Raw genomic sequence first — 21,593 nt, 5'->3', positions numbered from 1 at the left:
ACAGCTACTTATGCAGTCCCATGCATAGAACCCTCAGCCGATCCATCATACGGCCGCACCGAACAGACTGCCCAGGGCGTACGTCACACCCGCCGCGGCACCGCCCAGGGCGAGCTGCCGCAGCCCGCTGTACCACCAGGACCGAGCGGTCACCCTGGCCACGACAGCCCCGCACGCGAAGAGCCCGAGCAGCGCCAGCAGCACGGCCGGCCACAGCGCGGTCGCGCCCAGCAGATACGGGATTACCGGCAGCAGGGCGCCCAGCGCGAACGAGGCGAAGGAGGAGGCGGCGGCCACGGTCGGCGAGGGAAGGTCACCGGGGTCGATTCCCAGCTCCTCGCGTGCATGGATCTCCAGGGCCTGCTCGGGGTCCTTCGACAGCTGCCGGGCCACCTCGCGGGCGAGTGCGGGGGTGACGCCCCGGCCTTCGTACAGCTGGGCGAGCTCTCGCTCCTCATCCTTGGGGTGCTTGCGCAACTCCCGGCGCTCCACTTCGAGTTCGGCCTCCACGAGCTCGCGCTGCGAGGCGACGGAGGTGTACTCGCCGGCCGCCATGGAGAAAGCGCCGGCGGCGAGTCCCGCGAGGCCGGTGAGAACGACCGTCTGGTGGGAGACGGCCCCGCCCGCCACACCCGTCATCAGCGCCAGGTTGGAGACGAGACCGTCCATCGCGCCGAAGACCGCGGGACGCAGCCAGCCACCGTTGACATCCCGGTGGGTGTGGTTGTCGCGGTGCGCTTCGTGCAGGCTCGCTTCGGTCTCGATGATCGCCACGTCAGGTCCCCCAAGAAGCTTTATTGGACTCATTCCATTTCTTGACAGCATCGAAAATACGCCGGAAATTTCCGCTCCGCCAGCAAGGAAGGCCGTACTTACCTGCGCCTTTGCGCGCATCCAGGCTGCGTGAGGCTCTGCTCATGACGCATATCGCCGTACTCGGCACGGTCGCCGCGTCCTGCGCGGCTGGGTCGATGCCGTACAGCGCCGAGATCGGTACGCCCCGAGGGGGGCATACCTCATGACGAAGGGGGCGCCCCAAGCACTGGGGCGCCCCCTTCGACGTACAAGCCGAGGTCAGGTCTTCTTCGCCGACTCGGCCTCGTCCTTCACATCGGACTTCGCATCGGAGGAGTCACCGGATTCCGCGGTGTCGGCCGTCTTGGACTCCTTGGAGTCCTTCTCAGACTCCTCGCGTGAGGCCTCGGCCTCGCCCGCCGGACCGTCGCCGACAGCCGCCGGCTCCACGACCTCTTCCCGTCCCGGGCGCCGCTTGGCCGACAGCACCATGTACAGGACGGCGAGGAGGAAGACCACGATCGCGGTCCAGTTGTTCAGACGCAGGCCGAGGAATTCATGGGCCTCGTCGACGCGCATGTACTCGATCCAGAACCGGCCCGCGCAGTACGCGGCGACGTACAGGGCGAACGCCCGGCCGTGCCCGAGCTTGAAGCGCCGGTCGGCCCAGATGACGAGCAGTGCGACGCCGATGCACCACAGCGACTCGTAGAGGAAGGTCGGGTGGTACGTGCCAGGAATGCGCCCGTCGTCCGAGGACGTGATCTTCACCGCCCAGGGCAGCTCCGTGGCCCGCCCGTACAGTTCCTGGTTGAACCAGTTGCCCCAGCGGCCGACGGCCTGCGCGAGAGCGATGCCCGGGGCGACGGCGTCGGCCCAGGCGGGCAGCGGGATCCCGCGGCGACGGCAGCCGATCCAAGCTCCCAGACCGCCCATCGCGATGGCGCCCCAGATACCGAGGCCGCCCTCCCAGATCTTGAAGGCGTCGACCCAGTCCTCGCCCTCGCTGAAGTACAGCTGGTAGTCCGTGACGACGTGGTACAGCCGGCCGCCGACGAGACCGAACGGCACCGCCCACACGGCGATGTCGGCCACGGTGCCGGACCGGCCCCCGCGGGCGATCCACCGTTTGTTTCCTAGCCAGACGGCCAGAAAGACGCCGATGATGATGCAGAACGCATAGGCGCGCAGCGGAATGACGCCGCCGAGTTCGTACACTCCGCGCGACGGGCTGGGGATATAGGCAAGTTCCATGGCAGGGTCGACGCTACCCTGCCGGGCGGGAAGTGCGGCAACCCGCCCGGGCTACGGCTCCATAACGGGCCACGGGCCTCGGCCCCAAATTCCTCACCGACGCTACGACTTGTCCGATTCCTCGACCATCCGCTTCAGCTTCGCGGGGGTCATCGCCCGGTCCTGGTAAATGTTCTCGCCGTTCAGCAGCACGGTCGGGGTGCCCTGAAAGCCGCCGCTCTGGAAGGCCTTGTTGGACTTGGCGATCCAGCTGTTGTGCGTACCGTCCTCGACGCACTTCCGATACGTGGGGGTGTCGAGTCCGTCGACCTTGCCCGCCAGCTCGATCAGCTTGCCGTTGTCGGCGAACTCGTCGCTCGTCTCCGGAGGCTGGTTCTGGAACAGCACGTCGTGGTACGCGGGGAACTTCCCGGCGTTCTGAGCGCATGCGGCGGCATTGGCGGCGCGCAGGGAGCCGCTGCCGCCCATGTTCCCGTCGATCAGCGTGGCGAGGTGGTACTCGACCTTCAACTGGCCGGAGTCCGTCAGCTCATGGATCGTCGAGCGGTACGCGTCCTCGAAGCTCTTGCAGGCCGGGCAGCGGAAGTCCTCCCACACGGTGAGCGTTGATCTCGCGCTCTCCTTGCCGACGGGGATGGCCGGACTCTCGTCGCCGTTCGCCCCGGAGGGTGCCCTGACCGGCCCCGCCGTATCCACCTTGCCGTTGCCCGCGTTCGCGGCCAGGGCACCGATCACCCCCGCCAGTGCCAGTACGCAGACCACGGTGGAACTCACGATCAGCACACGGCGGCGCTTCTCCCCGGCCTTCTGCTTCTCTCGCTCGACTGCCAGCCGCTCGCGGGCGGTGCGCTTTCCTTCACGGTTCTTCTCGCTCACATGTGGCAGAACGAACCGGGGAGGCAACGAGCGCCTCCCCGGTCCCAGGTCCACCCGTACGAGTGAGCGGATTATCCGTTACGTACGCGGAGTTCGGCGGCCGGCCGGACCGCCCGTCACACCGTCCCCCGGACGCCCTTCGCGAGGTCCGCGGCGAGTGTGCGTACGGCCTCCAGGCCCGCCGCCTCGTCCGGCGCGTCCAGCATGCGCTTGACGAAGGCCGAGCCGACGATGACGCCGTCGGCGAAGCCGGCGACCTCGGCGGCCTGTCCGGCGTTGGAAACACCGAGTCCGACGCAGACCGGCAGCTCGGTGGTGGCCTTGGTGCGTCGTACGAGGTCCTGCGCCTGCGTACCCACCGACTCGCGGGTGCCGGTGACGCCCATCAGGGAGGCCGCGTACACGAATCCGGAGCCCGCCGCGGTGATGTCGGCGAGCCGGGCGTCCTTGCTGCTGGGCGCGACGACGAAGACGGTCGCGAGGCCGTGCTTCTCGGCGTGCTCCCTCCAGAGGGCCGACTCCTGCACGGGAAGGTCGGGCAGGATGCAGCCTGCGCCGCCGGCCGCCGCCAGCTCGGCGGTGAAGCGCTCGACGCCGTAGCGGTCGATCGGATTCCAGTACGTCATCACGAGCACCGGCTTCCCGGTCGCCTCGTACGCCTCGCGGACCGTGCGCATCACGTCCGCGATCCTGACTCCGCCGCGCAGGGCGATGTCGTCGGCGGTCTGGATGACCGGGCCGTCGAGGACGGGGTCACTGTGCGGCAGGCCCACCTCGACGACATCGGCGCCGCCCTCGAAGACGGCCTTGATGGCAGCGATCCCGCCGTCGACGCTCGGGAAGCCGGCCGGGAGGTACGCGATGAGGGCGGACCTGCCCTCCGCCTTCGCTGCCGCGAGGGTGTCGCTCAACAGCTGGATGTTGCCGCTCACTTGGCGTCCCCCTCGATCTCGGCGGTGTCACTGTCGGCATCCGCGGCGACGACGGCGTCGGCGCCCTTGTCGTACAGGCCGAAGTAACGGGCCGCCGTGTCCATGTCCTTGTCGCCGCGCCCGGACAGGTTGACGATGATCAGCCCGTCCTTGCCCAGCTCCTGGCCCACCTCCAGTGCACCGGCGAGCGCGTGCGCGCTCTCGATGGCCGGGATGATGCCCTCCGTGCGCGACAGCAGGCGCAGGGCCTGCATCGCCGCGTCGTCGGTGACGGCCCGGTACTCGCCGCGGCCGCTGTCCTTGAGGTACGAGTGCTCGGGGCCGATGCCCGGGTAGTCGAGGCCGGCCGAGATCGAGTACGGCTCGGTGATCTGGCCTTCCTCGTCCTGCAGTACGTAACTCCTCGAACCGTGCAGGATGCCCGGCTCACCGGCGGTGAGGGTGGCCGCGTGCTCGCCTGTCTCGATGCCGTGGCCGGCCGGTTCGCAGCCGATGAGGCGTACGTCCGTGTCGGGGATGAACGCGTGGAACAGGCCGATGGCGTTGGAGCCGCCGCCGACGCAGGCGATGGCGGCGTCGGGGAGCCGTCCGGCGCGCTCCAGGAGCTGGCGCCGGGCCTCGACGCCGATCACCCGGTGGAAGTCGCGCACCATGGCGGGGAAGGGATGCGGACCTGCCACGGTCCCGAACAGGTAGTGGGTGTGCTCGACGTTGGCGACCCAGTCGCGGAACGCCTCGTTGATGGCGTCCTTGAGGGTCCGGGAGCCCGACTTCACGGCGATGACCTCGGCGCCGAGCATGCGCATACGGGCGACGTTGAGGGCCTGCCGCTGGGTGTCGATCTCGCCCATGTAGATGGTGCACTCGAGGCCGAAGAGGGCGCAGGCGGTGGCGGTCGCGACGCCGTGCTGGCCGGCTCCGGTCTCGGCGATGACGCGGGTCTTGCCCATGCGCTTGGTGAGCAGGGCCTGGCCGAGCACGTTGTTGATCTTGTGCGAGCCGGTGTGGTTCAGGTCTTCCCGCTTGAGGAAGATCCGGGCGCCACCGGCGTGTTCGGCGAACCGGGGCACCTCGGTCAGTGCGCTCGGACGTCCGGTGTAGTTGACGAGCAGATCGTCCAGCTCGCGTGCGAACTCCGGATCGGCCTTCGCCTTGTCGTACTCCACGGCGACCTCGTCCACGGCGGCGACCAGCGCCTCCGGGATGAACTTGCCGCCGAACGCGCCGAAGTACCCTTCGGCGCTGGGAATCTGACCCTCCGGGTCAGGGATGAAGAACTCGCTGGGCATGCGGTTACCTCACAGGGGCGTGGGCCCCGGTTGCAGGTCGGATGACGGTCACGGTGTGCGCGCGTGCGCCGTCAGAAGTGCCCATCGAGTCATGCGGACACCTGCCGGCGGCGAAGGCGCGAGGCGCCGACGCCATCGCATCCCGTTGACCTGCCCCGGCTCATCCCCGATCACGTACCGCACCCGGCGCCCGTGCACCCGGCGCGCGGGCGCCCGGCATCCTCGCGGACGGCAGCCGCGGGCGAGGCGGGCGTAGGGGTCCCGCGGCGCCGAGGGGGCCGCGGCAGCCGACCGTGCGCACGCCGGACCGCCGTCGGGGCGAGAGCCCGGACGGGTGGCGGTGAGGGCGCGGTCGGCGTACATCCGTGGGTCAGCCCCGTCCGTGGCGCAGGGCCGGGTGGGCGCCCGCTGCCACCAGGTCGGAGACCGCTGCCTTCGGGTCGCGGCCGGTGACCAGGGACTCGCCCACCAGGACCGCGTCGGCGCCGGCGTTGGCGTAGGCGATGAGGTCGTGGGGGCCGCGGACGCCGGACTCGGCGACCTTGATGATGGTGTCGGGGACGTCGGGGGCGACGCGGTCGAAGGTCGTGCGGTCGACCTTCAGGGTCTTCAGGTCGCGCGCGTTCACGCCGATGACCTTCGCTCCGGCGGCCACCGCCCGCTCGACCTCGTCCTCGTCGTGCACCTCGACGAGCGGGGTGAGCCCGATGGACTCGGCGCGCTCGATGAGGGACTCCAGGGCGGCCTGGTCGAGGGCCGCGACGATCAGCAGGACCAGATCCGCGCCGTACGCCCGCGCCTCCCACAGCTGGTACGACGTGACGATGAAGTCCTTGCGCAGGACCGGGATGTCCACCCGGGCGCGTACGGCCTCCAGGTCCGCCAGCGAACCTCCGAAGCGCCGCTGCTCGGTCAGTACCGAGATCACCGCCGCGCCGCCCGCCTCGTAGTCCGCCGCGAGCCCCGCCGGGTCGGCGATCGCGGCGAGCGCGCCCTTGGACGGGCTCGAACGCTTCACCTCGCAGATGACCTTGACGCCTTCACCACGCAGGGCGGCTACGCCGTCCTTGGCCGCAGGAGCCTTCGCCGCACGCTCTTTGAGCTCGTCGAGGCTGACGTGTGCCTGCCGCTCCGCGAGGTCGGCACGGACTCCGTCGATGATCTCGTCGAGCACACTCACGCGAGCGGCCCCCTTCCTGACGGTGGACGGTTCAAGCTGTCGAGCTGCGGTTGAGTCGAGCGTCGCCCGCATCAGACGAAACCGATGGTCACTGCGATGGTATCCGCAGGAGGGCGTTGCCCTCGCATCCGGTTGACGTCGGTCCCACTACCTGGACATTTGCCAGTGGATCAAGGATGAAGCCAGCCACCGAACGGCAGGTTCCGGACAACGGTGAAGACGAACAGCAACGCCCCTATCCCCCACAGATGAACGGTCCGCAGGTCGACATGCAGCGGGCGGCCCCGGACCGAGCGGACCACCCAGAGCGTCCACAGCACCGCGAACACGAAGTACGCCACGACCGCGACCGCGTTTGCTTGAAACGCCACCGCGAGGTCCCCGTGCGCGAAGGCATACGCGCTGCGCAGTCCGCCGCAGCCGGGGCAGTACACGCCCGTGTACTGGAACAGCGGACAGGCTGGGTAGTGCCCTGGTTCGTTCGGATCCACGGCGGCGACGTACACGAAGGCCCCGGCGACGGCCGCGAGTACACCGCCGGGCACGGCCAGCCGCCGCACCACGGATCCGGGCGGGGACGTCACCCTCTGGCTTTCGGTGTCCACTCAACGCATTCTGCCTCGACAGCAGCACACCGCGCACAGGAAAAAGCACGGGAAAAGGCGGCCCCGGCGAGGGAAGCCGGGACCGCCTTCCTCGATGCCATGGGCGAGGATCAGCTGTCGGAGGCCACCTTGTGCGGCTGGTGCGTGGACTTCGGCTGGCCGAGGCCCGCCGCGCTCATGGCCATACCGACCACGCCGCCGAGGACGACGATCACCAAGCCGGCCCAGAAGCCAAGCGGGTTGGCCAGCACCATGAAGGCACCCGCGACGCAGAAACCGATGAAGGCGATGATGACACCGGTCCAGGCGGCCGGGGTGTGACCGTGGTGGTTGCCCGCCATGACTTGCTCCTCGTTGCTGATTGCGTGTGTGGCTGTGTGTGCCTGTGCGAGTCGCCTGAGTGAGTCGGACGCTCGAAGCCATTGTCACGCACGCGTGCGTGCACGTTGATCGGGGGGTGCCTGACACACTCCCCGCGCCCCTTCAGCAGGAGGGGGCTGGTCAATGTGCGGCTCCGCCGCGCGGGCGCGACAAGCCACAACGAACCGCAGCTTGAAACCGCGCGACCCAGCGGAGCGCTTACGCGCCGGTCGGGTCCTCGCCGCGGTCCAGCGCCTTCCACATCTCCTCGGGCCGGTCCGGGTCGGCGGCGGGCCTGGGCTTACGGGGCCTGGGGGTGCCGTCCCGTTCGTAACGGCCCGACATGGCCGGCCACAGCCTTCCGTAGCGCAGCGCGAGCAGTCCCGCGAGCAGGAGCAGCACTCCGCCCGCGGCGGCCACGTACGGCCACGCGGTATGGCTCATGGAGTCGACGGTCGCGGCGGTGTCACCGGAGGCCTGCGCGGCCTTGTCGTCGAGTGCGGAGCTGTCGGAGGCGCCGAGGAGGGCCGCGGCCACGGTGCCCGCGCCGGAGAGCGCGAGGAGCCCGGCGACCAGGAAGCGCCCGGCGCGGCGTACGGCGAAGACGGCGACGAGGGCGGCCAGGCCCACTATGGCGAGGGCCGCGGGCACGCCCGTGACGTCGCTGCCCGTGGCGCTCAGCGGGAAGTCGCCGCCGGCCACCGTCGCGGTGCCCTCCGACCAGCCCTGGCGCGAGGCGAGCAGCGCCACGGCCGCGCCGAGCGCGCCGCACAGCAGGGCGATGGCAAGGCTTCGGCGGCCGGACCGGGCGTGTCCGGCCGCTTCGTATCGGGGCTGAGGTACAGCAGTCACGTACCCCACTATCGCTTGAAGCCCGGGCAAAGGGTCAACCGGGTTCACGTGAGATGCGTCCCTAGCGGTCGGTCTGCAGGCCGAGCCGGTTGGCCGTGTGCACCGCCCTCAGTACCGCCGCCGCCTTGTTGCGGCACTCGTCGTCCTCGGCCACGGGGTTCGAGTCGGCGACGATTCCGGCGCCGGCCTGCACATATGCCGTGCCGTCCCGCAGCAGGGCCGTACGGATGGCGATGGCGGTGTCGGAGTCGCCCGCGAAGTCGAGGTAGCCGACGCAGCCGCCGTACACGCCGCGGCGGCTCGGCTCCAGTTCGTCGATGATCTGCATCGCGCGGGGCTTGGGGGCGCCGGAGAGGGTGCCCGCGGGGAAGCAGGCGGTCAGGACGTCGAAGGCGGTACGGCCCTGTGCGACCTTGCCGGTCACCGTCGACACGATGTGCATGACGTGCGAGTAGCGCTCGATGGACATGAAGTCGACGACCTCGACGGAGCCCGGTTCGCAGACGCGGCCGAGGTCGTTGCGCCCGAGGTCGACGAGCATCAGGTGCTCGGCGCGTTCCTTGGGGTCGGCGAGGAGTTCGTCGGCGAGAGCCTGGTCCTCCTGCGGGGTCGCGCCGCGCGGCCGCGTACCGGCGATGGGGTGCACCATCGCGTGCCCGTCCTCGACCTTGACGAGGGCCTCCGGGGAGGAGCCCACGACGTCGAAGTCGTCGAAGCGGAAGAGGTACATGTACGGCGAGGGGTTGGTGGCCCGCAGTACCCGGTAGACGTCCAGCGCGCTTGCCGTACAAGGGGTTTCGAAGCGCTGGGAGGGCACGACCTGGAAGGCCTCGCCGGCCCGGATGCGCTCCTTGATGTCCTCGACGGCGATCTGGAAGTCGGGGCCGCCCCACAGCGCGGTGTACTCGGGGAGTTCGGAGGGCGGGAGCGCGGCCGGGGGCTGGGAGACGGCGCGCGAGAGGTCGGCTTCCATGGCGTCGAGGCGGGCAACGGCATCCGCGTACGCCTCGTCGACACCCGTGTCGAGGTCGTTGTGGTTGATCGCGTTGGCGATCAGCAGGACCGTGCCGTTCCAGTGGTCGAGGACCGCGAGGTCGCTGGTGAGCAGCATGGTCAGCTCGGGCAGCTTCAGGTCGTCGCGCTCGCCGGGGCCGATCTTCTCCAGGCGGCGGACGATGTCGTAGCCGAGGTAGCCGACCATGCCGCCGGTGAACGGGGGCAGTCCGCTGTCGTGGACGAGGTCGTGCGGGGTGTGCAGCGCCTCGACGGTGGCGCGCAGGGCGGCCAGCGGGTCGCCGTCGACGGGGACGCCGACGGGCGGGGTGCCGAGCCAGTGCGCCTGCCCGCCGCGCTCGGTGAGAGTCGCGGCCGAGCGTACGCCCACGAAGGAGTAGCGAGACCAGGAGCGGCCGTTCTCCGCGGACTCCAGCAGGAAGGTGCCGGGGCGCTCGGCGGCGAGCTTGCGGTAGAGCGCGACGGGGGTGTCGCCGTCCGCGAGGAGCGTGCGGCTGACGGGGATGACACGCCGGTCGGTGGCCAGCTTGCGGAACGTCTCGAGGTCCATGGCCGCTGACCTTACTGACCGAGGGGCGGTACGTCGGACACGGCGTCCTCGCCGGACACGGCGTCCTTGATGACATCGGCCTCGAAGCAGGTGCGGGCGCCCGTGTGGCAGGCGGCGCCCACCTGGTCGACCTTCACCAGTACGGTGTCGGCGTCGCAGTCGAGGGCGACGGACTTGACGTACTGGACGTGCCCGGAGGTGTCGCCCTTGACCCAGTACTCCTGGCGGCTGCGCGACCAGTAGGTGCAGCGGCCCGTGGTCAGCGTGCGGTGCAGCGCCTCGTCGTTCATCCAGCCCAGCATCAGCACCTCCCCGGTGTCGTACTGCTGGGCGATCGCGGGGACGAGCCCGTCGGCGCTGCGCTTGAGGCGCGCGGCGATGGCGGGATCCAGGCGACTGGGGTGACGGGCGGGCGGGGGCGTGCGGGTCATGGAAGCCATTGTGCCGCGCCGGTACGGGCCGTCCGGCGGGCGTCCACTGTCCGGACCGCGAGCCCGGTCGTAGGCTGGCAGACATGTCGACCCATGCAAAGCGTGAACGACTTCTCCTCGCCGACCTGTTGGAAGCCTCGGGCCCGGATGCCCCTACCCTGTGCGAGGGCTGGAACACCCGGGATCTCGCCGCCCACGTGGTGGTGCGCGAGCGCCGCCCGGACGCCGCCGGCGGCACCCTGATCAAGCAGCTCGCGCCGCGCCTGGACCGGGTGATGGCGGAGTTCGCCGAGAAGCCGTACGAGGAACTGGTCCAGCTGATCCGTACCGGCCCGCCCCGCTTCTCGCCCTTCTCCCTCAAGCAGATCGACGAGGCGGCGAACACGGTCGAGTTCTACGTCCACACCGAGGACGTACGGCGCGCACAGCCGGACTGGACCCCGCGCGAACTCGACCCCGTCTTCCAGGACGCCCTCTGGTCCCGCCTGGAACGAACGGCCCGCCTCGTGGGCCGCGGCGTCCCCACCGGCCTGGTCCTCCGCCGCCCCGACGGCCAGACGGCGGTGGCCCACCGCGGCGCCCCGGTGGTGACAGTGACCGGCGAGCCCTCCGAGCTGCTGATGTTCACGTACGGCCGCCAGAACGCGGCCGACGTCGAACTGGACGGCGACAAGGACGCGATCGCGAAGCTGCACGAGACGAAGCAGCTGGGGATTTAGCGCCGCACCAGACACCTCAGGCCGTTAACAGTCAAGCGGCGACTGCGAGTTCGGTGGGGAAGGCCGTGCTCTCATCGAACAGTGTGCGCTTCTGGAGGCAGTGGTGGAGCCGGCCGATCATGCGGTTGAACAGATTGCGCTGGGCGGCGGCGTGCCGGTCTCCGTGGCCGTCGCGCCGCCTGCGGTATGCCGGGCGGCGAGGAGCATTCCGGACCGGTCGCGAGTGCTCCCGCGAGCGCTGTCGCGGTGGCAGCACTCCTGGCGATCGGTCGAGTACGCGCTTACGGCCTGCCGGAAAAGGCTGTCCGACTGGGTGCGGGCGGGCCTCGCCGAGAAGGACGGTTGCCAAGCCCCTGCACGGCTCGCCTGCCTGTCGGAATTTCTGTCCATCGGTCACATTCCTCCGCTGTGATCCGTCGGAGCAGTGACGGCAACGTGAAGCCCGAAGGGAAGGCCACGATGGAAGCACGTTCGATCACTGCGGAGGTACCGATGCATCCGCGGATGTCCCAGGATCCCCAGGAGCTCGTCCCCGAGCTGGCGGAGGTGTCGGCGGCGCTGTTCAAGGCCACCGGCAACCGATCGATACCGCGGACCACGATCAGTCTGGTCCAGCTGCGCGCCGGCCAGATCGTCGGCAACACCTACTTGACCGTCCTGCACACGGGCTTCCTGCGCAAGGCCGGGGAATCGGAAGAGCGGATCACCGCGGTGGCTTCCTGGCAGGACGCACCGTATTTCACCGGGGCCGAGCGTGCCGCGCTGGCTCTGGTGGAAGCCGTGCTCCAGCCGTCCGCACACGGCGAGCGGGTGTCCGACGAGCTGTACGCCCAAGTGTCCGAGCACTACGACGAGAAGGCGCTCCTGACCTTGACCATCGCCATCGGACAGGTCAACTTCTTCACCTCCATCGCCCTCATCGTCAAGCCGGTCCCCGGTCGGTCGTTCACCGATCCGTGGCCGTGAGACCGGCGTCGGCCGGACAGGCGTTGCCGAGGCGGCACTAGCCCGGGAGTTCGGCGCGGCGCACGGGTCGGGTGCACAGGCCGTAGATGCCGCCCAGGCCGCAGAGCGCCGCGCTGGCGGTGAAGACGGGGGCCGTGCCCCAGAGGCCGATCGCTGCGCCGGTCAGCGGGAAGGTGAGCGGGGCGAGGCCGAGGCTGAAGAGGGTCGAGACGGAGGTCACCCGGCCGAGGTACGCCGGGTCCGACTCGGTCTGGGTCAGCGCCCCGCACAGGGCACCGCTGAGCCCGGCGAGCAGGCCGATGCCGAGCGCCACGGCGACGGCGGCGGCGACCCCCGGAACGTACGCGAGCCCGCCGATCGCGACGGCGCCGAGGGAAATCGTCACCGACAGTACGAGCCCCGCGCGCGGCACTCGCCCCCGCACGGTCAGCAGCGTGGATGCCGCTCCCGCCCCGACGCCGAAGCCCGCCAGCACCCATCCCATCCCAGGGGCACCCCAGTCGCGGTCGTCCGCGAGCAGGGTCAGGCCGACGTTCAGGGGCCCGACGAAGCCCAGCTCGCTGAGAGCCATGACGAGGATGAGCCGGCCGAGGACAGGGTGGCGGCGGATGTAGCGGAGGCCCGCGCGGAGTTCCCCGCGCGCGGGGCGGTCGGCGCGCGCCTCGCCGACGGGCTCGGCACGGGCGGCAGGCATCTCCTCGGCAGGCTTGTCCCAGGCTGCGCGTCCCGCCGGTTTTCCTTCCGTGGCCGGTCGCCCCATGCGTACGGCCATCACCAGTGGCAGTGACGCCGCGAACAGGAGTGCCGCCACTCCGAATGCCGCCGCGGCGCCCCCGAGGGTGACGCCCAGGCCGCCCAGCGGCGCCCCCACGATGTTGGCGAGGCGGCTTGCCATGCCGCGCATGCCCTGGACGCGGGCGAGTTGGCCGCGTGCGGTGATACGGGCCGGGAGGGCGCCCAGGGCGGGCATGAGCACGGCGTCGAGCGTGCCGAAGACGACCGCGAGCAGGGCCAGCAGCCACAGCCCGGGGCTGCTCACCAGCAGGAGCGTGGTGACCGTGAGGACGGCCGCGCAGCGTGCGGCGTCGGAGACGATCAGGACGCGGCGCGGCCCGAAGCGGTCGGCGAGTACTCCCCCGCCCAGCATCAGCAGGGCGCGCGGCGCGGCGCTCACGGCCATCACGAGGCCGGCCTGGGAAGGGGTTCCGGCCTGTACGGACGCCCAGGACAGCGCGATGTAGTAGACGTTGTCCCCGATCGCCGACGAGGCGTACGCGCCCAGCCATCGCAGGACGTTGGGGTCGCGGTGGGCGGGGCGCTCGGAGGGATTTCCGGTGGGCTCGGCGGCGGGTATCGCGGAGGTGCCGGTCATGGCGGCGGACTCTCAGGGGCGGAACGGGAATCCGTACAGGTGCAGCGCGACGTTCTCGCGCCCTGCCGTGCCGCCGGCCGCTTCGTCGGCGCGGCCCTTCTCGTCGTACTTGTTGACGACGGCGAGCAACTCCTCGGTGAGCCGGGAGAGTTCATCAGCCGTCAGCCGCAGCGTCGACTCGGAGTCCGAGACGGCACGGTTCCACTCGGGCCCCCAGGCATGGCGTTCGTCGAGGTAGCGCCGGTACATCTCATTGCGCTGCTCGAAGAAGAGCCGACTGGCCGCGGAATGGGCCGCGGCCTTCTCCGGCGCGTCGCGGAAGTCCTCGTCACGGATGCTCACCCCGTCCGAGGCGGGCTGCCACCAGCGTTCCCGGCCGTCCCCGCTCTGGGGTTCGGCCTCCTCGATCAGCCCGTGCTCCGCGAGCTTGCGCAGGTGGTAACTGACCAGCGAGACCGCCTCGTCGACCTGCTCCGCCAGCTGCGAGGCGGTGGCGACCCGGGCCACGGTCAGGCTTCGGTAGAGCTTCATGCGCAGCGGATGGGCGAACGCCTTCAGCGTGCCCAGGTCCGTGATCCGACGGTTCTCCTTGTCTGCCATGACCTCACGGTAGATACAAAGGAAAAGTTGCGCAATAGAAGTTGCGCAAGTTTTCCTTCGTATTTATCGAGCAACCTCATCAGGATCCACGAGCCGCCCGACCGCCTTCACCGTCGCCCTGATCAACCGGCGCCCGCCGTAGCTGAGAGGGACCTCGCTGATGCGGACGACGGAGACGTCGTCGGGGTCCGCGCCCCTCGCGATCGCGCGCTCGACGGCCGTCGCGCGGGCCTCCTGGAGGGCTTCCCGGCGGCCGGGGCCGGCCGGGACGACGGTCTCGTGCTCGCCGCCGACGAGGGCGATGGCCGCGCCGACCGCGTTGGCGACGTCGGCGTGGTGGGGCCGTTCGACGGGATGCCCGCCGACCGTGTCGGGGATCAGACCGGCCGCTCCTCCGACGGCGATGACGGGCTGGTCGCGGCGGCCGTGGGAGACCAGGCTCACGGCGTGGGCGAGTTCGGTGTCGAAGTCCTCCAGTGACGTCTTGAGACGGGCGCCGAAGCGGGTCTCCAGGTGACCGGCGATGCGGTCGCGGTCGCCGAGAGCGATCCGTCCGGCGAGGGCCGCCGCGTCGCTGAGCGTCGGCGTGTCGCCGCCGAACACCAGGGCACGCGTGGTGATGGCCCGGTCGACGGAGTCGGGTCCGGTGCGGGTGTCGTGGACGACGGTGCCGCCGCCGTACGCGATGGACAGCACGTCGGGCATGGACAGGTTCGTCTGTACGCCCCCGATGACGCACCCGGCGGCGCTCTCCCGCGCGAAGCCGTCGACGAGGACGCCGAGGTCGGTCGTGGTGCCCCCGACGTCGGCGACGATGGCGTCGCCGCGGCCGGTCAGCAGTGCGGCGCCGCGCAGGGAGTTCGACGGCCCGGATCCGATGGTGAGCACGGGGAAGCGGTCGGCGTGGGCGGCCTCCATCAGCGTGCCGTCGTTCTGCGCGAAGTAGGCGGCGGCGTCGAGGCCGTGGTCGGCGACGACCCGGGCGAGAGCTGTTGTGACCACCCCGATCGCCGGGCCCAGCGCCGCGTTGAGGACGGTCGAGTTCTCCCGCGCGAGCAGGCCGAGCGCACCGACCTGGTGACCCATCGACGTACGGACGCCTGGACCGAGTTCGGCCCGTACGAGCTCGGCGACGCGCAGTTCGTGCTCGGGGTGGACCGGGCCGAAGACCGCGGTCACGGCGATCGCCTCGGCCCGCCCCGCGACGTCCCCCAGGAAGCGCTTGACGGCCTCGACGCCCAGCGGGGCCACCGGGTGTCCGTCGATCAGATGGCCGCCGCCGACCCGGGCGACCCCGGCCACAACCTTCCCGGCCAGGTCGGACGGCCAGGCGGCGAGCGGCGGAACCGCGTCGGCGACCGGCCCGGAGACGCGTACGACGCCGACCTTCGCGAGGTTGCGGCGCTCGACGACGGCGTTGGTGGCGTGGGTCGTGCCGAGCATGACGGCGCGTACGTCCCGGGCCCGCTCCCCCAGCGCCGCCAGGACCGCCTCGAGCGCGGCCCGCATGCCGCCGGTGACGTCGTCCGTGGTCGGCCGCTTGGCCCGGGCGACGAGCCGGTCGCCCGCGTCGAGCGCCACGGCGTCCGTGTTGGTGCCGCCCACATCGATGCCGATCCGCAGCCGGGGTGATGGGCGGCGGGTCATCGGCGGCCTTCTTCCATCAGCAGCCCGGCCCACTCCACCGGCACGTAGGGATGCTCGTATCCGAAGGCCGCCGGGCCCGCGATCTCCAGGCCGCGCGGGGTGCGCCACAGCGGGTCGCACGGCCAGGTGATCACCGTGACCCGCTGGCCGAAGCGCAGGGACTCGGTGGCGATCGGTATGCCCGTCCGGGTGTCGCAGACCGTGATCAGGTCCGGGACGCCGGCGAGGACCGCGTCCCCCTCCAGCGCCACCAGGTTTTCGTTCTGCAGCTCGATGCGCAGGTCCCGCTCGTGATCGGCGCCGCGCCCGGAGACGGTCACACTCCCGCGTACGAAACCCTCGTCGGTGTCCCGGTCCACATCCTCGATCACACCGGTCACCAGCCGCCGGGCGCCGAGGGCGGCGACGAGGGCATCCATGGGTTCCTCGGCGGTGCGCAGTAACCGGCCCACCTCCAGGGCCCGGGACACCGATCCGTGGACGACCGCGTCCCGGTCGGCGGGCGTCAGCAGATGGTCGGCCATGAGCGCCGACGAGCCCGAGGCGACGCACAGAGCGCGTCCCCATCGCTCGGCCCACACAGCGTCGACCGGCCGCAGGGCAGCCGTGTTGCCGAGCGCGTCGACGAGGACGACGACATCGGGCTTCAGACCAGCGACGTGCATGGACACCATCTGCAACTCGGGGAAGGCGCGGCCCATCCCGTCCGCGTCGAGCAGGGGCAGCCCGAGCTGTGCCGCCCAGCCGACCGGTGCCACGCCGTTGGCGCCGCCGATCTCCGCGGCCATCACCGCGACGACGCGCCGCCCGGTCAGCCGCTCGACCTCGGCGCGGGCCGCATGTGCCTCCCTGCCGCTGCCCGGCATCTCCAGGGCGACCGTGGGCGCGCCGATCATCGACAGCGGGAGGATCAGTCCGTCCGGCGGCAGGTCCGCCATCGGTACGAGGGGGACGTCGCCGTACGTCCGCAGGGCCACGGAGGCGGCCAGCAGCTCGCCCGAGACGTCACCGCCGCCACCGGTTCCGTAGACGGCGCAGCCGAGAGCCAGGTCGTCGAGGTCGTCGGCGGTCAGAAGCCTGGGCTCAGCCACGGCCGGCCTCCTGAGCTTCCGCGGCGCGCTCGCTCCAGCGCCACAGCGCCGCGTACACCGCCACGGTGAGCACCGGCCCGACCACGAAGCTCACGTCGCTGCCCGCCAGCGCCCGGGACAGCGGCCCCTGGAAGTCGGAGGTGTTCACGCACAGCACGGAGACGGCCGTACCCGTCGCGAGCGCGGCCACGCCGGCGACATTGAACCCGCCGCGGTACCAGAAGCGGCCGGCCCGCGACTCGTCGTGCAGGGCCACACCGTCGTAGCGGTTGCGGCGCAGCACGATGTCGGCGACGTACAGCGCCATGGAGGGAGCGAGCACGACCACGGTCATCTCGAGGAGTCGGCTGAGTGTGTCGGTGAAGTCGTGGACGAACAGGGCGTACGAGGCGATCGCCATGCTGAGCGCGGCGTCGAGAAACACGGAGCGCGCCCGGCTCACTCGCAGCCCCATCGACTGGAGGCACAGGCCGGAGGAGTAGGCGGTGAGGATGTTGTTCGTGATCGAACTGAAGACGATGACGAACAGAAACACCGGATAGAACCAGCCGGGCACGATCTCGGCGAGGTTGCCCTGCGGGTCGCCCATGTCGATGCGCGTACCGGCGAGGACGCCGAGCACGCCCAGCACCACGGCGGGCAGGAAAGCGCCGAGCGCCGTGTGGCCGAGGACCCGGCGCAGCGACACTGTGCGGGGCAGATAGCGCGCGTAGTCGGCGCCGTTGGCCCAGGACAGCGGCACGGCCGCGATGATCGCGACGCCGATCGAGAGCGTGGCCCACAGGTCCGCACCGTGCAGCGGGGCCTCCGGGACGTAGCCGGTGTCCGCCTCACCCAGGACGAACACCGCCAGCAGCACCATCACGGTGGCGAGTACGGCGGTGAAATACGGGCTGAGCCGCACGATCGTCGCGTGGCCGAAGATGCTCACGGCGAAGGTCACGGCGGCGGTGACGAGCAGCACGATCACCTTGACCGGGCCCGAGACGGTCAGCCCCATATGGTCGGCCAGCGCGAACCCGGCGAGCGAGCCCAGAGCGAGGTTGACGGCCTCGTACGCGATCGCGACGAGCCAGCCGATGCCCGCGCTGAGCGGCCGGTTCCCGCGTACGCCGTACATCGCGCGGGTCACGACGACGCTGGGCGTGCCGGACGGCGGTCCGCTGACGGCGAGGGTGCCCACGCCCACCCAGTACAGGTTGCCCACGACGAGCACCAGCACGGACTGCCACAAGGTCAGCCCGAGCAGCAGCACGACACCGCCGAGCACGAAGTAGAGGTACGTGATGTTCGCGGCGAACCACACCCAGAAGAGCTCACGCGGACGCCCGTGGCGCTCCGCGTCGGGAATGTGGTCGATGCCGCGCACCTCGACGCGGCCGGGCAGGTCGCCACCCGAGCCGCCGGAGCCGCCCGGCCCGCCGGAGGCGTCCGAGCCGGGCGGGCCTGCCGCCGACGCGGGTGTCAGAACCGGCTGAGGGTCCATGGGTACCACCGCCCAGAAGTTGTTGGCCACGAGTTATTGGCCATGAGGCCAACAGATACGGACGGCAGGAGTCGACCACGGGCGGCGAGACCGGTCAATAGCTATTGGGCTGGAAGCCAATAAAAGTAACCTGGAGTTTGCACGAGCCGTACCGGCTGACGTAGGAAGACCTTCATGAGCGCACCGCAGCCCACCGCCAGGAGCCGACGTCTGGCACCCGCCGAGCGGCGACAGGAGATCATCGAGGCAGCCGCGGCGGTCGCACTGGAGGAAGGGCTCGCGGCCGTGACGTATCGCGGCGTCGCCGCCCGGCTCGGCTGTGCGCCGGGCCTGGTCCACCACTACTTCGACGCCGTGGAGGCGCTGGAGGCGGAGGCGTTCACCCACGCCGTCACCACCGACTTCGAGCGCACGTTCCAGGAGGTCGAGGAGCTCGGCGACGCGGTGGAGGGACTGCGTCACATGCTGCGCGTCTGGGTCTCGGAGAGCCCGGAGCCGCACAAGACGGTGTGGCTCGACGCCTGGTACATGGCGGCCCGCAAGCCGAGGGTCCACGCGGCCGTGGACCACGCCATGCGCGTCACCCACAGCCGCCTGGCCGCGATCCTGGAGCGGGGCGTACGCGAGGAACGCTTCACGCCGCACGACCCGGACGCCCTCGCCTGGCAGTTGCTCACGGCCCTGGACGGCGTCATCGTCCACTCCTCGATCGGCGTGAACCAGGGAATCGTGGATGTCCGCCGTACCATCGCCCGCTTCACCGAGAGCGCCTTGGGCCTCGAACGGAACGTGCTGGCGTCGGCGTTCGAGGACTGACGAGCGGTGCCCCGAGGGGCGGACGACTGGAGTTCCACGACAGGACCTAGCGAACCGGAAGCCCCGCCCCCCGCAGCGTCTCCTTCACCTGGCCGATCCGCAGGTCACCGAAGTGGAAGACGGACGCGGCGAGTACGGCGTCCGCGCCTGCCGTGATCGCCGGCGGGAAGTCGGCGAGCCGCCCGGCGCCGCCGCTGGCGATCAGCGGGACGGTGACGTGCTTGCGTACCGCCTCGATCATCTCGATGTCGTAGCCGTCCTTCGTGCCGTCCGCGTCCATCGAGTTGAGCAGGATCTCGCCCGCACCCAACTCGGCCGCCCGGTGCGCCCATTCGACGGCGTCGATGCCGGTGCCGCGCCGGCCGCCATGGGTCGTCACTTCGAAGGAACCGCTCTCGGTCCGCCGCGCGTCGACCGAGAGGACCAGCACCTGCCGTCCGAAGCGTTCGGCGATCTCGCGGATGAGGTCGGGCCGGGCGATCGCGGCAGTGTTCACGCCCACCTTGTCCGCCCCGGCCCGCAACAGCTTGTCGACGTCCTCGGTGGTACGGACCCCGCCGCCGACCGTCAGCGGAATGAACACCTGCTCCGCCGTGCGCCGCACCACGTCGTACGTCGTCTCGCGGTTGCCCGACGAGGCCGTGATGTCCAGGAACGTCAGCTCGTCGGCGCCCTCGGCGTCGTACACCTTCGCCATCTCGACGGGGTCGCCCGCGTCGCGCAGGTTCTGGAAGTTGACGCCCTTGACGACCCGGCCGTTGTCGACGTCCAGGCAGGGGATGACTCGTACGGCGAGGGTCATGCTGTGGGCTCTCCGTGTTCTCCGCCGGGGCGGAACGCCTCCACCTCGACCTCGACGACCAGGCTGGGGTCCACGAAGCCGGAGACGATGATCATGGATGCGGCGGGCCTGACGGAGTCGAACAGCTCCTTGTGAGCACGTCCGATGTCGTCCACGTCCCGGGCGTGGGTGATGTACATGCGCGTACGCACGACGTCGCCGCGGCCGAGACCCAGTTGCTCCAGCGCGGCGAACGCGACCTTGAAGGAGTTGATCGTCTGCTCGTAAGGGTCGCCTCCGGCGATCTGGCCGTCCACGATGGACGTGCAGCCGGAGACGAGCACCAGGCCGTTCGGCAGCTCCACCGCTCGTGAGTACCCGAAGTTCTCCTCCCAGGGCGCGCCGGTCACGACGCGTCGTACGTCGCTCACTTGGCTACCGCCTCCAAGGCCTCTTCCAGGGTGAACGCCTTCGCGTACAGGGCCTTCCCGACGATGGAGCCCTCGACACCGAGGGGTACGAGCTCGGCGATGGCCCGGAGGTCGTCCAGCGAGGACACCCCGCCGGAGGCCACCACCGGGCGGTCCGTCGCCGCGCACACGTTGCGCAGCAGCTCCAGGTTCGGGCCCTGCAGCGTGCCGTCCTTGGCGATGTCCGTCACCACGTACCGCGCGCAGCCCTCCTTGTTGAGGCGCTCCAGCGTTTCGTACAGGTCGCCGCCGTCACGGGTCCAGCCGCGACCGCGCAGCGTCGTACCGCGTACGTCGAGACCGACCGCGATCTTGTCGCCGTGCTCGGCGATGGCCTTGGCGACCCACTCGGGGGTCTCCAGTGCGGCCGTGCCCAGGTTCACGCGCGTGCAGCCGGTGGCCAGCGCGGCGGCCAGCGAGGCGTCGTCACGGATGCCGCCGGACAGCTCCACCTTGATGTCCATCGCCTTCGCGACCTCGGCGATCAGCTCACGGTTGTCGCCAGTCCCGAACGCCGCGTCCAGGTCCACCAGGTGCAGCCACTCGGCACCCGCCCGCTGCCAGGCGAGAGCGGCGTCCAGAGGAGAGCCGTACGAGGTCTCCGTACCGGACTCGCCGTGCACCAGACGGACCGCCTGGCCGTCACGGACGTCGACGGCGGGGAGGAGTTCGAGCTTCCCAGAGGGATTCGACGTCATCAGAGGGTTCCGATCCAGTTCTTCAGCAGCTGCGCTCCGGCGTCGCCGGACTTCTCGGGGTGGAACTGCGTCGCCCACAGTGCGCCGTTCTCCACGGCAGCCACGAAGGGCTTGCCGTGCGTCGACCAGGTCACCACGGGCGCCCGCATCGCCGCGTTCGCGGTCTCCATGGACCAGTCGTGGACGGCGTAGGAGTGCACGAAGTAGAAGCGGGCGTCGGCGTCCAGGCCCGCGAACAGCTCCGAACCGGCCGGTGCCGTCACGGTGTTCCAGCCCATGTGCGGCACGATGTCGGCCTGGAGCGGCTCGACCGAGCCGGGCCACTCGTCCAGGCCCTCGGTCTCCACGCCGTGCTCGATGCCGCGCGCGAAGAGGATCTGCATACCGACGCAGATGCCCATCACCGGGCGCCCGCCCGACAGCCGGCGATCGATGATCCAGTTGCCGCGGGCTTCCGTGAGTCCCTGCATACAGGAGGCGAAGGCGCCGACTCCCGGCACCATCAGCCCGTCCGCGTTCATGGCCTTGTCGAAGTCGCGGGTTATCTCGACGTCGGCACCCGCGCGCGCGAGAGCGCGTTCGGCGGACCGTACGTTCCCAAAGCCGTAGTCAAAGACGACTACTCGTTTTGAAGGGGTGCTCAATTCCATACCTCCAGCCGGAGGATCCCCGCCACGAGACACATCGCGGCACCGATGGAGAGCAGCACGATGAGGCTCTTCGGCATCTGCTGCTTGGCGAAGGAGATGATGCCGCCGACCAGGAAGAGTCCGACGACGATCAGTACGGTGGACAGACCGTTCATGGCT

At 70.5% G+C, this 21,593-nt stretch carries 26 protein-coding genes; 4 read left to right on the top strand and 22 right to left on the bottom strand.

Annotated features, from left to right (window positions below; genetic code table 11):
- Positions 1-45: 45 nt before the first annotated feature.
- The 12 genes from ACGFNK_RS12320 to hisI form a co-directional block, all read right to left on the bottom strand.
- Complete coding sequence (locus ACGFNK_RS12320; protein WP_393414850.1) at positions 46-774, bottom strand: VIT1/CCC1 transporter family protein; 729 nt, start codon at positions 772-774, stop codon at positions 46-48.
- 300 nt (positions 775-1,074) lie between these two features.
- Positions 1,075-2,049, bottom strand: a complete 975-nt coding sequence (lgt, locus tag ACGFNK_RS12315; protein ID WP_393414847.1) for a prolipoprotein diacylglyceryl transferase — start codon at positions 2,047-2,049, stop codon at positions 1,075-1,077.
- Between the two features lie 102 nt (positions 2,050-2,151).
- Complete coding sequence (locus ACGFNK_RS12310; RefSeq protein ID WP_393414844.1) at positions 2,152-2,925, bottom strand: DsbA family protein; 774 nt, start codon at positions 2,923-2,925, stop codon at positions 2,152-2,154.
- A 116-nt stretch (positions 2,926-3,041) separates the two neighbouring features.
- Entirely contained in the window at positions 3,042-3,857 is an 816-nt protein-coding gene (gene trpA, locus ACGFNK_RS12305; RefSeq protein ID WP_393414841.1) for a tryptophan synthase subunit alpha, read from the bottom strand.
- Complete coding sequence (trpB, locus tag ACGFNK_RS12300; protein WP_386345844.1) at positions 3,854-5,146, bottom strand: tryptophan synthase subunit beta; 1,293 nt, start codon at positions 5,144-5,146, stop codon at positions 3,854-3,856. The genes trpA and trpB overlap by 4 nt, the downstream gene beginning before the upstream one ends.
- Before the next feature lie 48 nt (positions 5,147-5,194).
- Positions 5,195-5,509, bottom strand: a complete 315-nt coding sequence (gene trpM / locus ACGFNK_RS12295; RefSeq protein ID WP_393414838.1) for a tryptophan biosynthesis modulator TrpM — start codon at positions 5,507-5,509, stop codon at positions 5,195-5,197.
- Between the two features lie 7 nt (positions 5,510-5,516).
- Positions 5,517-6,326, bottom strand: a complete 810-nt coding sequence (trpC, locus tag ACGFNK_RS12290; protein ID WP_393414835.1) for an indole-3-glycerol phosphate synthase TrpC — start codon at positions 6,324-6,326, stop codon at positions 5,517-5,519.
- Positions 6,327-6,496: 170 nt separating this feature from the next.
- A complete protein-coding gene (locus ACGFNK_RS12285; protein WP_393414832.1) occupies positions 6,497-6,931 on the bottom strand; it encodes a DUF2752 domain-containing protein in 435 nt (144 codons plus the stop codon).
- Between the two features lie 110 nt (positions 6,932-7,041).
- Entirely contained in the window at positions 7,042-7,272 is a 231-nt protein-coding gene (locus tag ACGFNK_RS12280; RefSeq protein WP_344392233.1) for an HGxxPAAW family protein, read from the bottom strand.
- Positions 7,273-7,510: 238 nt separating this feature from the next.
- The gene (locus ACGFNK_RS12275; RefSeq protein WP_393414828.1) at positions 7,511-8,152 is read right to left on the bottom strand and encodes a TIGR02234 family membrane protein; all 642 of its coding nucleotides are present in this window, start codon (positions 8,150-8,152) and stop codon (positions 7,511-7,513) included.
- A 52-nt stretch (positions 8,153-8,204) separates the two neighbouring features.
- Positions 8,205-9,707, bottom strand: a complete 1,503-nt coding sequence (locus tag ACGFNK_RS12270) for an anthranilate synthase component I (RefSeq protein ID WP_393414825.1) — start codon at positions 9,705-9,707, stop codon at positions 8,205-8,207.
- An 11-nt stretch (positions 9,708-9,718) separates the two neighbouring features.
- Positions 9,719-10,138 (bottom strand): phosphoribosyl-AMP cyclohydrolase, encoded by a 420-nt coding sequence (gene hisI, locus ACGFNK_RS12265; protein ID WP_393414822.1) that lies wholly within the window; start codon positions 10,136-10,138, stop codon positions 9,719-9,721.
- An 83-nt stretch (positions 10,139-10,221) separates the two neighbouring features.
- On the opposite strand from hisI, the gene ACGFNK_RS12260 reads away from it, so the two are divergent.
- The 3 genes from ACGFNK_RS12260 to ACGFNK_RS12250 all read left to right on the top strand — a co-directional run bounded on the left by ACGFNK_RS12260 (position 10,222) and on the right by ACGFNK_RS12250 (position 11,823).
- Complete coding sequence (locus ACGFNK_RS12260; protein WP_393414819.1) at positions 10,222-10,857, top strand: TIGR03085 family metal-binding protein; 636 nt, start codon at positions 10,222-10,224, stop codon at positions 10,855-10,857.
- Positions 10,858-10,960: 103 nt separating this feature from the next.
- A complete protein-coding gene (locus ACGFNK_RS12255; protein ID WP_393414816.1) occupies positions 10,961-11,269 on the top strand; it encodes a hypothetical protein in 309 nt (102 codons plus the stop codon).
- Positions 11,270-11,316: 47 nt separating this feature from the next.
- Positions 11,317-11,823: a carboxymuconolactone decarboxylase family protein gene (locus ACGFNK_RS12250; RefSeq protein WP_393414813.1), complete on the top strand. Its 507-nt coding sequence runs from the start codon at positions 11,317-11,319 to the stop codon at positions 11,821-11,823.
- A gap of 37 nt (positions 11,824-11,860) precedes the next feature.
- On the opposite strand, the gene ACGFNK_RS12245 is transcribed toward ACGFNK_RS12250, so the two are convergent.
- The 5 genes from ACGFNK_RS12245 to ACGFNK_RS12225 form a co-directional block, all read right to left on the bottom strand.
- Positions 11,861-13,195 (bottom strand): MFS transporter, encoded by a 1,335-nt coding sequence (locus tag ACGFNK_RS12245; RefSeq protein WP_393414810.1) that lies wholly within the window; start codon positions 13,193-13,195, stop codon positions 11,861-11,863.
- A gap of 12 nt (positions 13,196-13,207) precedes the next feature.
- Complete coding sequence (locus ACGFNK_RS12240) at positions 13,208-13,795, bottom strand: ArsR/SmtB family transcription factor (protein WP_393414807.1); 588 nt, start codon at positions 13,793-13,795, stop codon at positions 13,208-13,210.
- A 63-nt stretch (positions 13,796-13,858) separates the two neighbouring features.
- Positions 13,859-15,442 (bottom strand): hydantoinase/oxoprolinase N-terminal domain-containing protein, encoded by a 1,584-nt coding sequence (locus tag ACGFNK_RS12235; RefSeq protein ID WP_393414804.1) that lies wholly within the window; start codon positions 15,440-15,442, stop codon positions 13,859-13,861.
- Complete coding sequence (locus ACGFNK_RS12230) at positions 15,439-16,533, bottom strand: DUF917 domain-containing protein (RefSeq protein WP_393414801.1); 1,095 nt, start codon at positions 16,531-16,533, stop codon at positions 15,439-15,441. Before ACGFNK_RS12230 ends, ACGFNK_RS12235 begins: the two co-directional genes overlap by 4 nt.
- Complete coding sequence (locus ACGFNK_RS12225) at positions 16,526-18,019, bottom strand: purine-cytosine permease family protein (protein ID WP_393414798.1); 1,494 nt, start codon at positions 18,017-18,019, stop codon at positions 16,526-16,528. The genes ACGFNK_RS12230 and ACGFNK_RS12225 overlap by 8 nt, the downstream gene beginning before the upstream one ends.
- A 174-nt stretch (positions 18,020-18,193) precedes the next feature.
- On the opposite strand from ACGFNK_RS12225, the gene ACGFNK_RS12220 reads away from it, so the two are divergent.
- Positions 18,194-18,835, top strand: coding sequence for a TetR/AcrR family transcriptional regulator (locus ACGFNK_RS12220; RefSeq protein WP_393414795.1), 642 nt, complete (start codon positions 18,194-18,196; stop codon positions 18,833-18,835).
- A 46-nt stretch (positions 18,836-18,881) separates the two neighbouring features.
- Here the strand turns inward: ACGFNK_RS12220 and hisF are convergent, their stop codons facing one another.
- From hisF to ACGFNK_RS12195, 5 genes are read right to left on the bottom strand one after another with little or no spacing between them, the layout of a single operon-like run.
- Positions 18,882-19,637, bottom strand: a complete 756-nt coding sequence (gene hisF, locus ACGFNK_RS12215) for an imidazole glycerol phosphate synthase subunit HisF (RefSeq protein ID WP_344392242.1) — start codon at positions 19,635-19,637, stop codon at positions 18,882-18,884.
- Positions 19,634-20,047: a RidA family protein gene (locus ACGFNK_RS12210; RefSeq protein ID WP_393414792.1), complete on the bottom strand. Its 414-nt coding sequence runs from the start codon at positions 20,045-20,047 to the stop codon at positions 19,634-19,636. Before ACGFNK_RS12210 ends, hisF begins: the two co-directional genes overlap by 4 nt.
- A complete protein-coding gene (priA, locus tag ACGFNK_RS12205; RefSeq protein ID WP_393414789.1) occupies positions 20,044-20,784 on the bottom strand; it encodes a bifunctional 1-(5-phosphoribosyl)-5-((5-phosphoribosylamino)methylideneamino)imidazole-4-carboxamide isomerase/phosphoribosylanthranilate isomerase PriA in 741 nt (246 codons plus the stop codon). Before priA ends, ACGFNK_RS12210 begins: the two co-directional genes overlap by 4 nt.
- Positions 20,784-21,434: an imidazole glycerol phosphate synthase subunit HisH gene (hisH, locus tag ACGFNK_RS12200; RefSeq protein ID WP_386345868.1), complete on the bottom strand. Its 651-nt coding sequence runs from the start codon at positions 21,432-21,434 to the stop codon at positions 20,784-20,786. The genes priA and hisH overlap by 1 nt, the downstream gene beginning before the upstream one ends.
- Positions 21,425-21,589 (bottom strand): hypothetical protein, encoded by a 165-nt coding sequence (locus ACGFNK_RS12195; protein WP_033318048.1) that lies wholly within the window; start codon positions 21,587-21,589, stop codon positions 21,425-21,427. Before ACGFNK_RS12195 ends, hisH begins: the two co-directional genes overlap by 10 nt.
- Positions 21,590-21,593: the final 4 nt, after the last annotated feature.

Source organism: Streptomyces sp. NPDC048825 (assembly GCF_043198355.1).
Classification (GTDB): domain Bacteria; phylum Actinomycetota; class Actinomycetes; order Streptomycetales; family Streptomycetaceae; genus Streptomyces; species Streptomyces xiangluensis.
The sequence above is the reverse complement of the archived record's forward strand: the minus strand, read 5'-3'. Positions and strand labels throughout refer to the sequence as shown.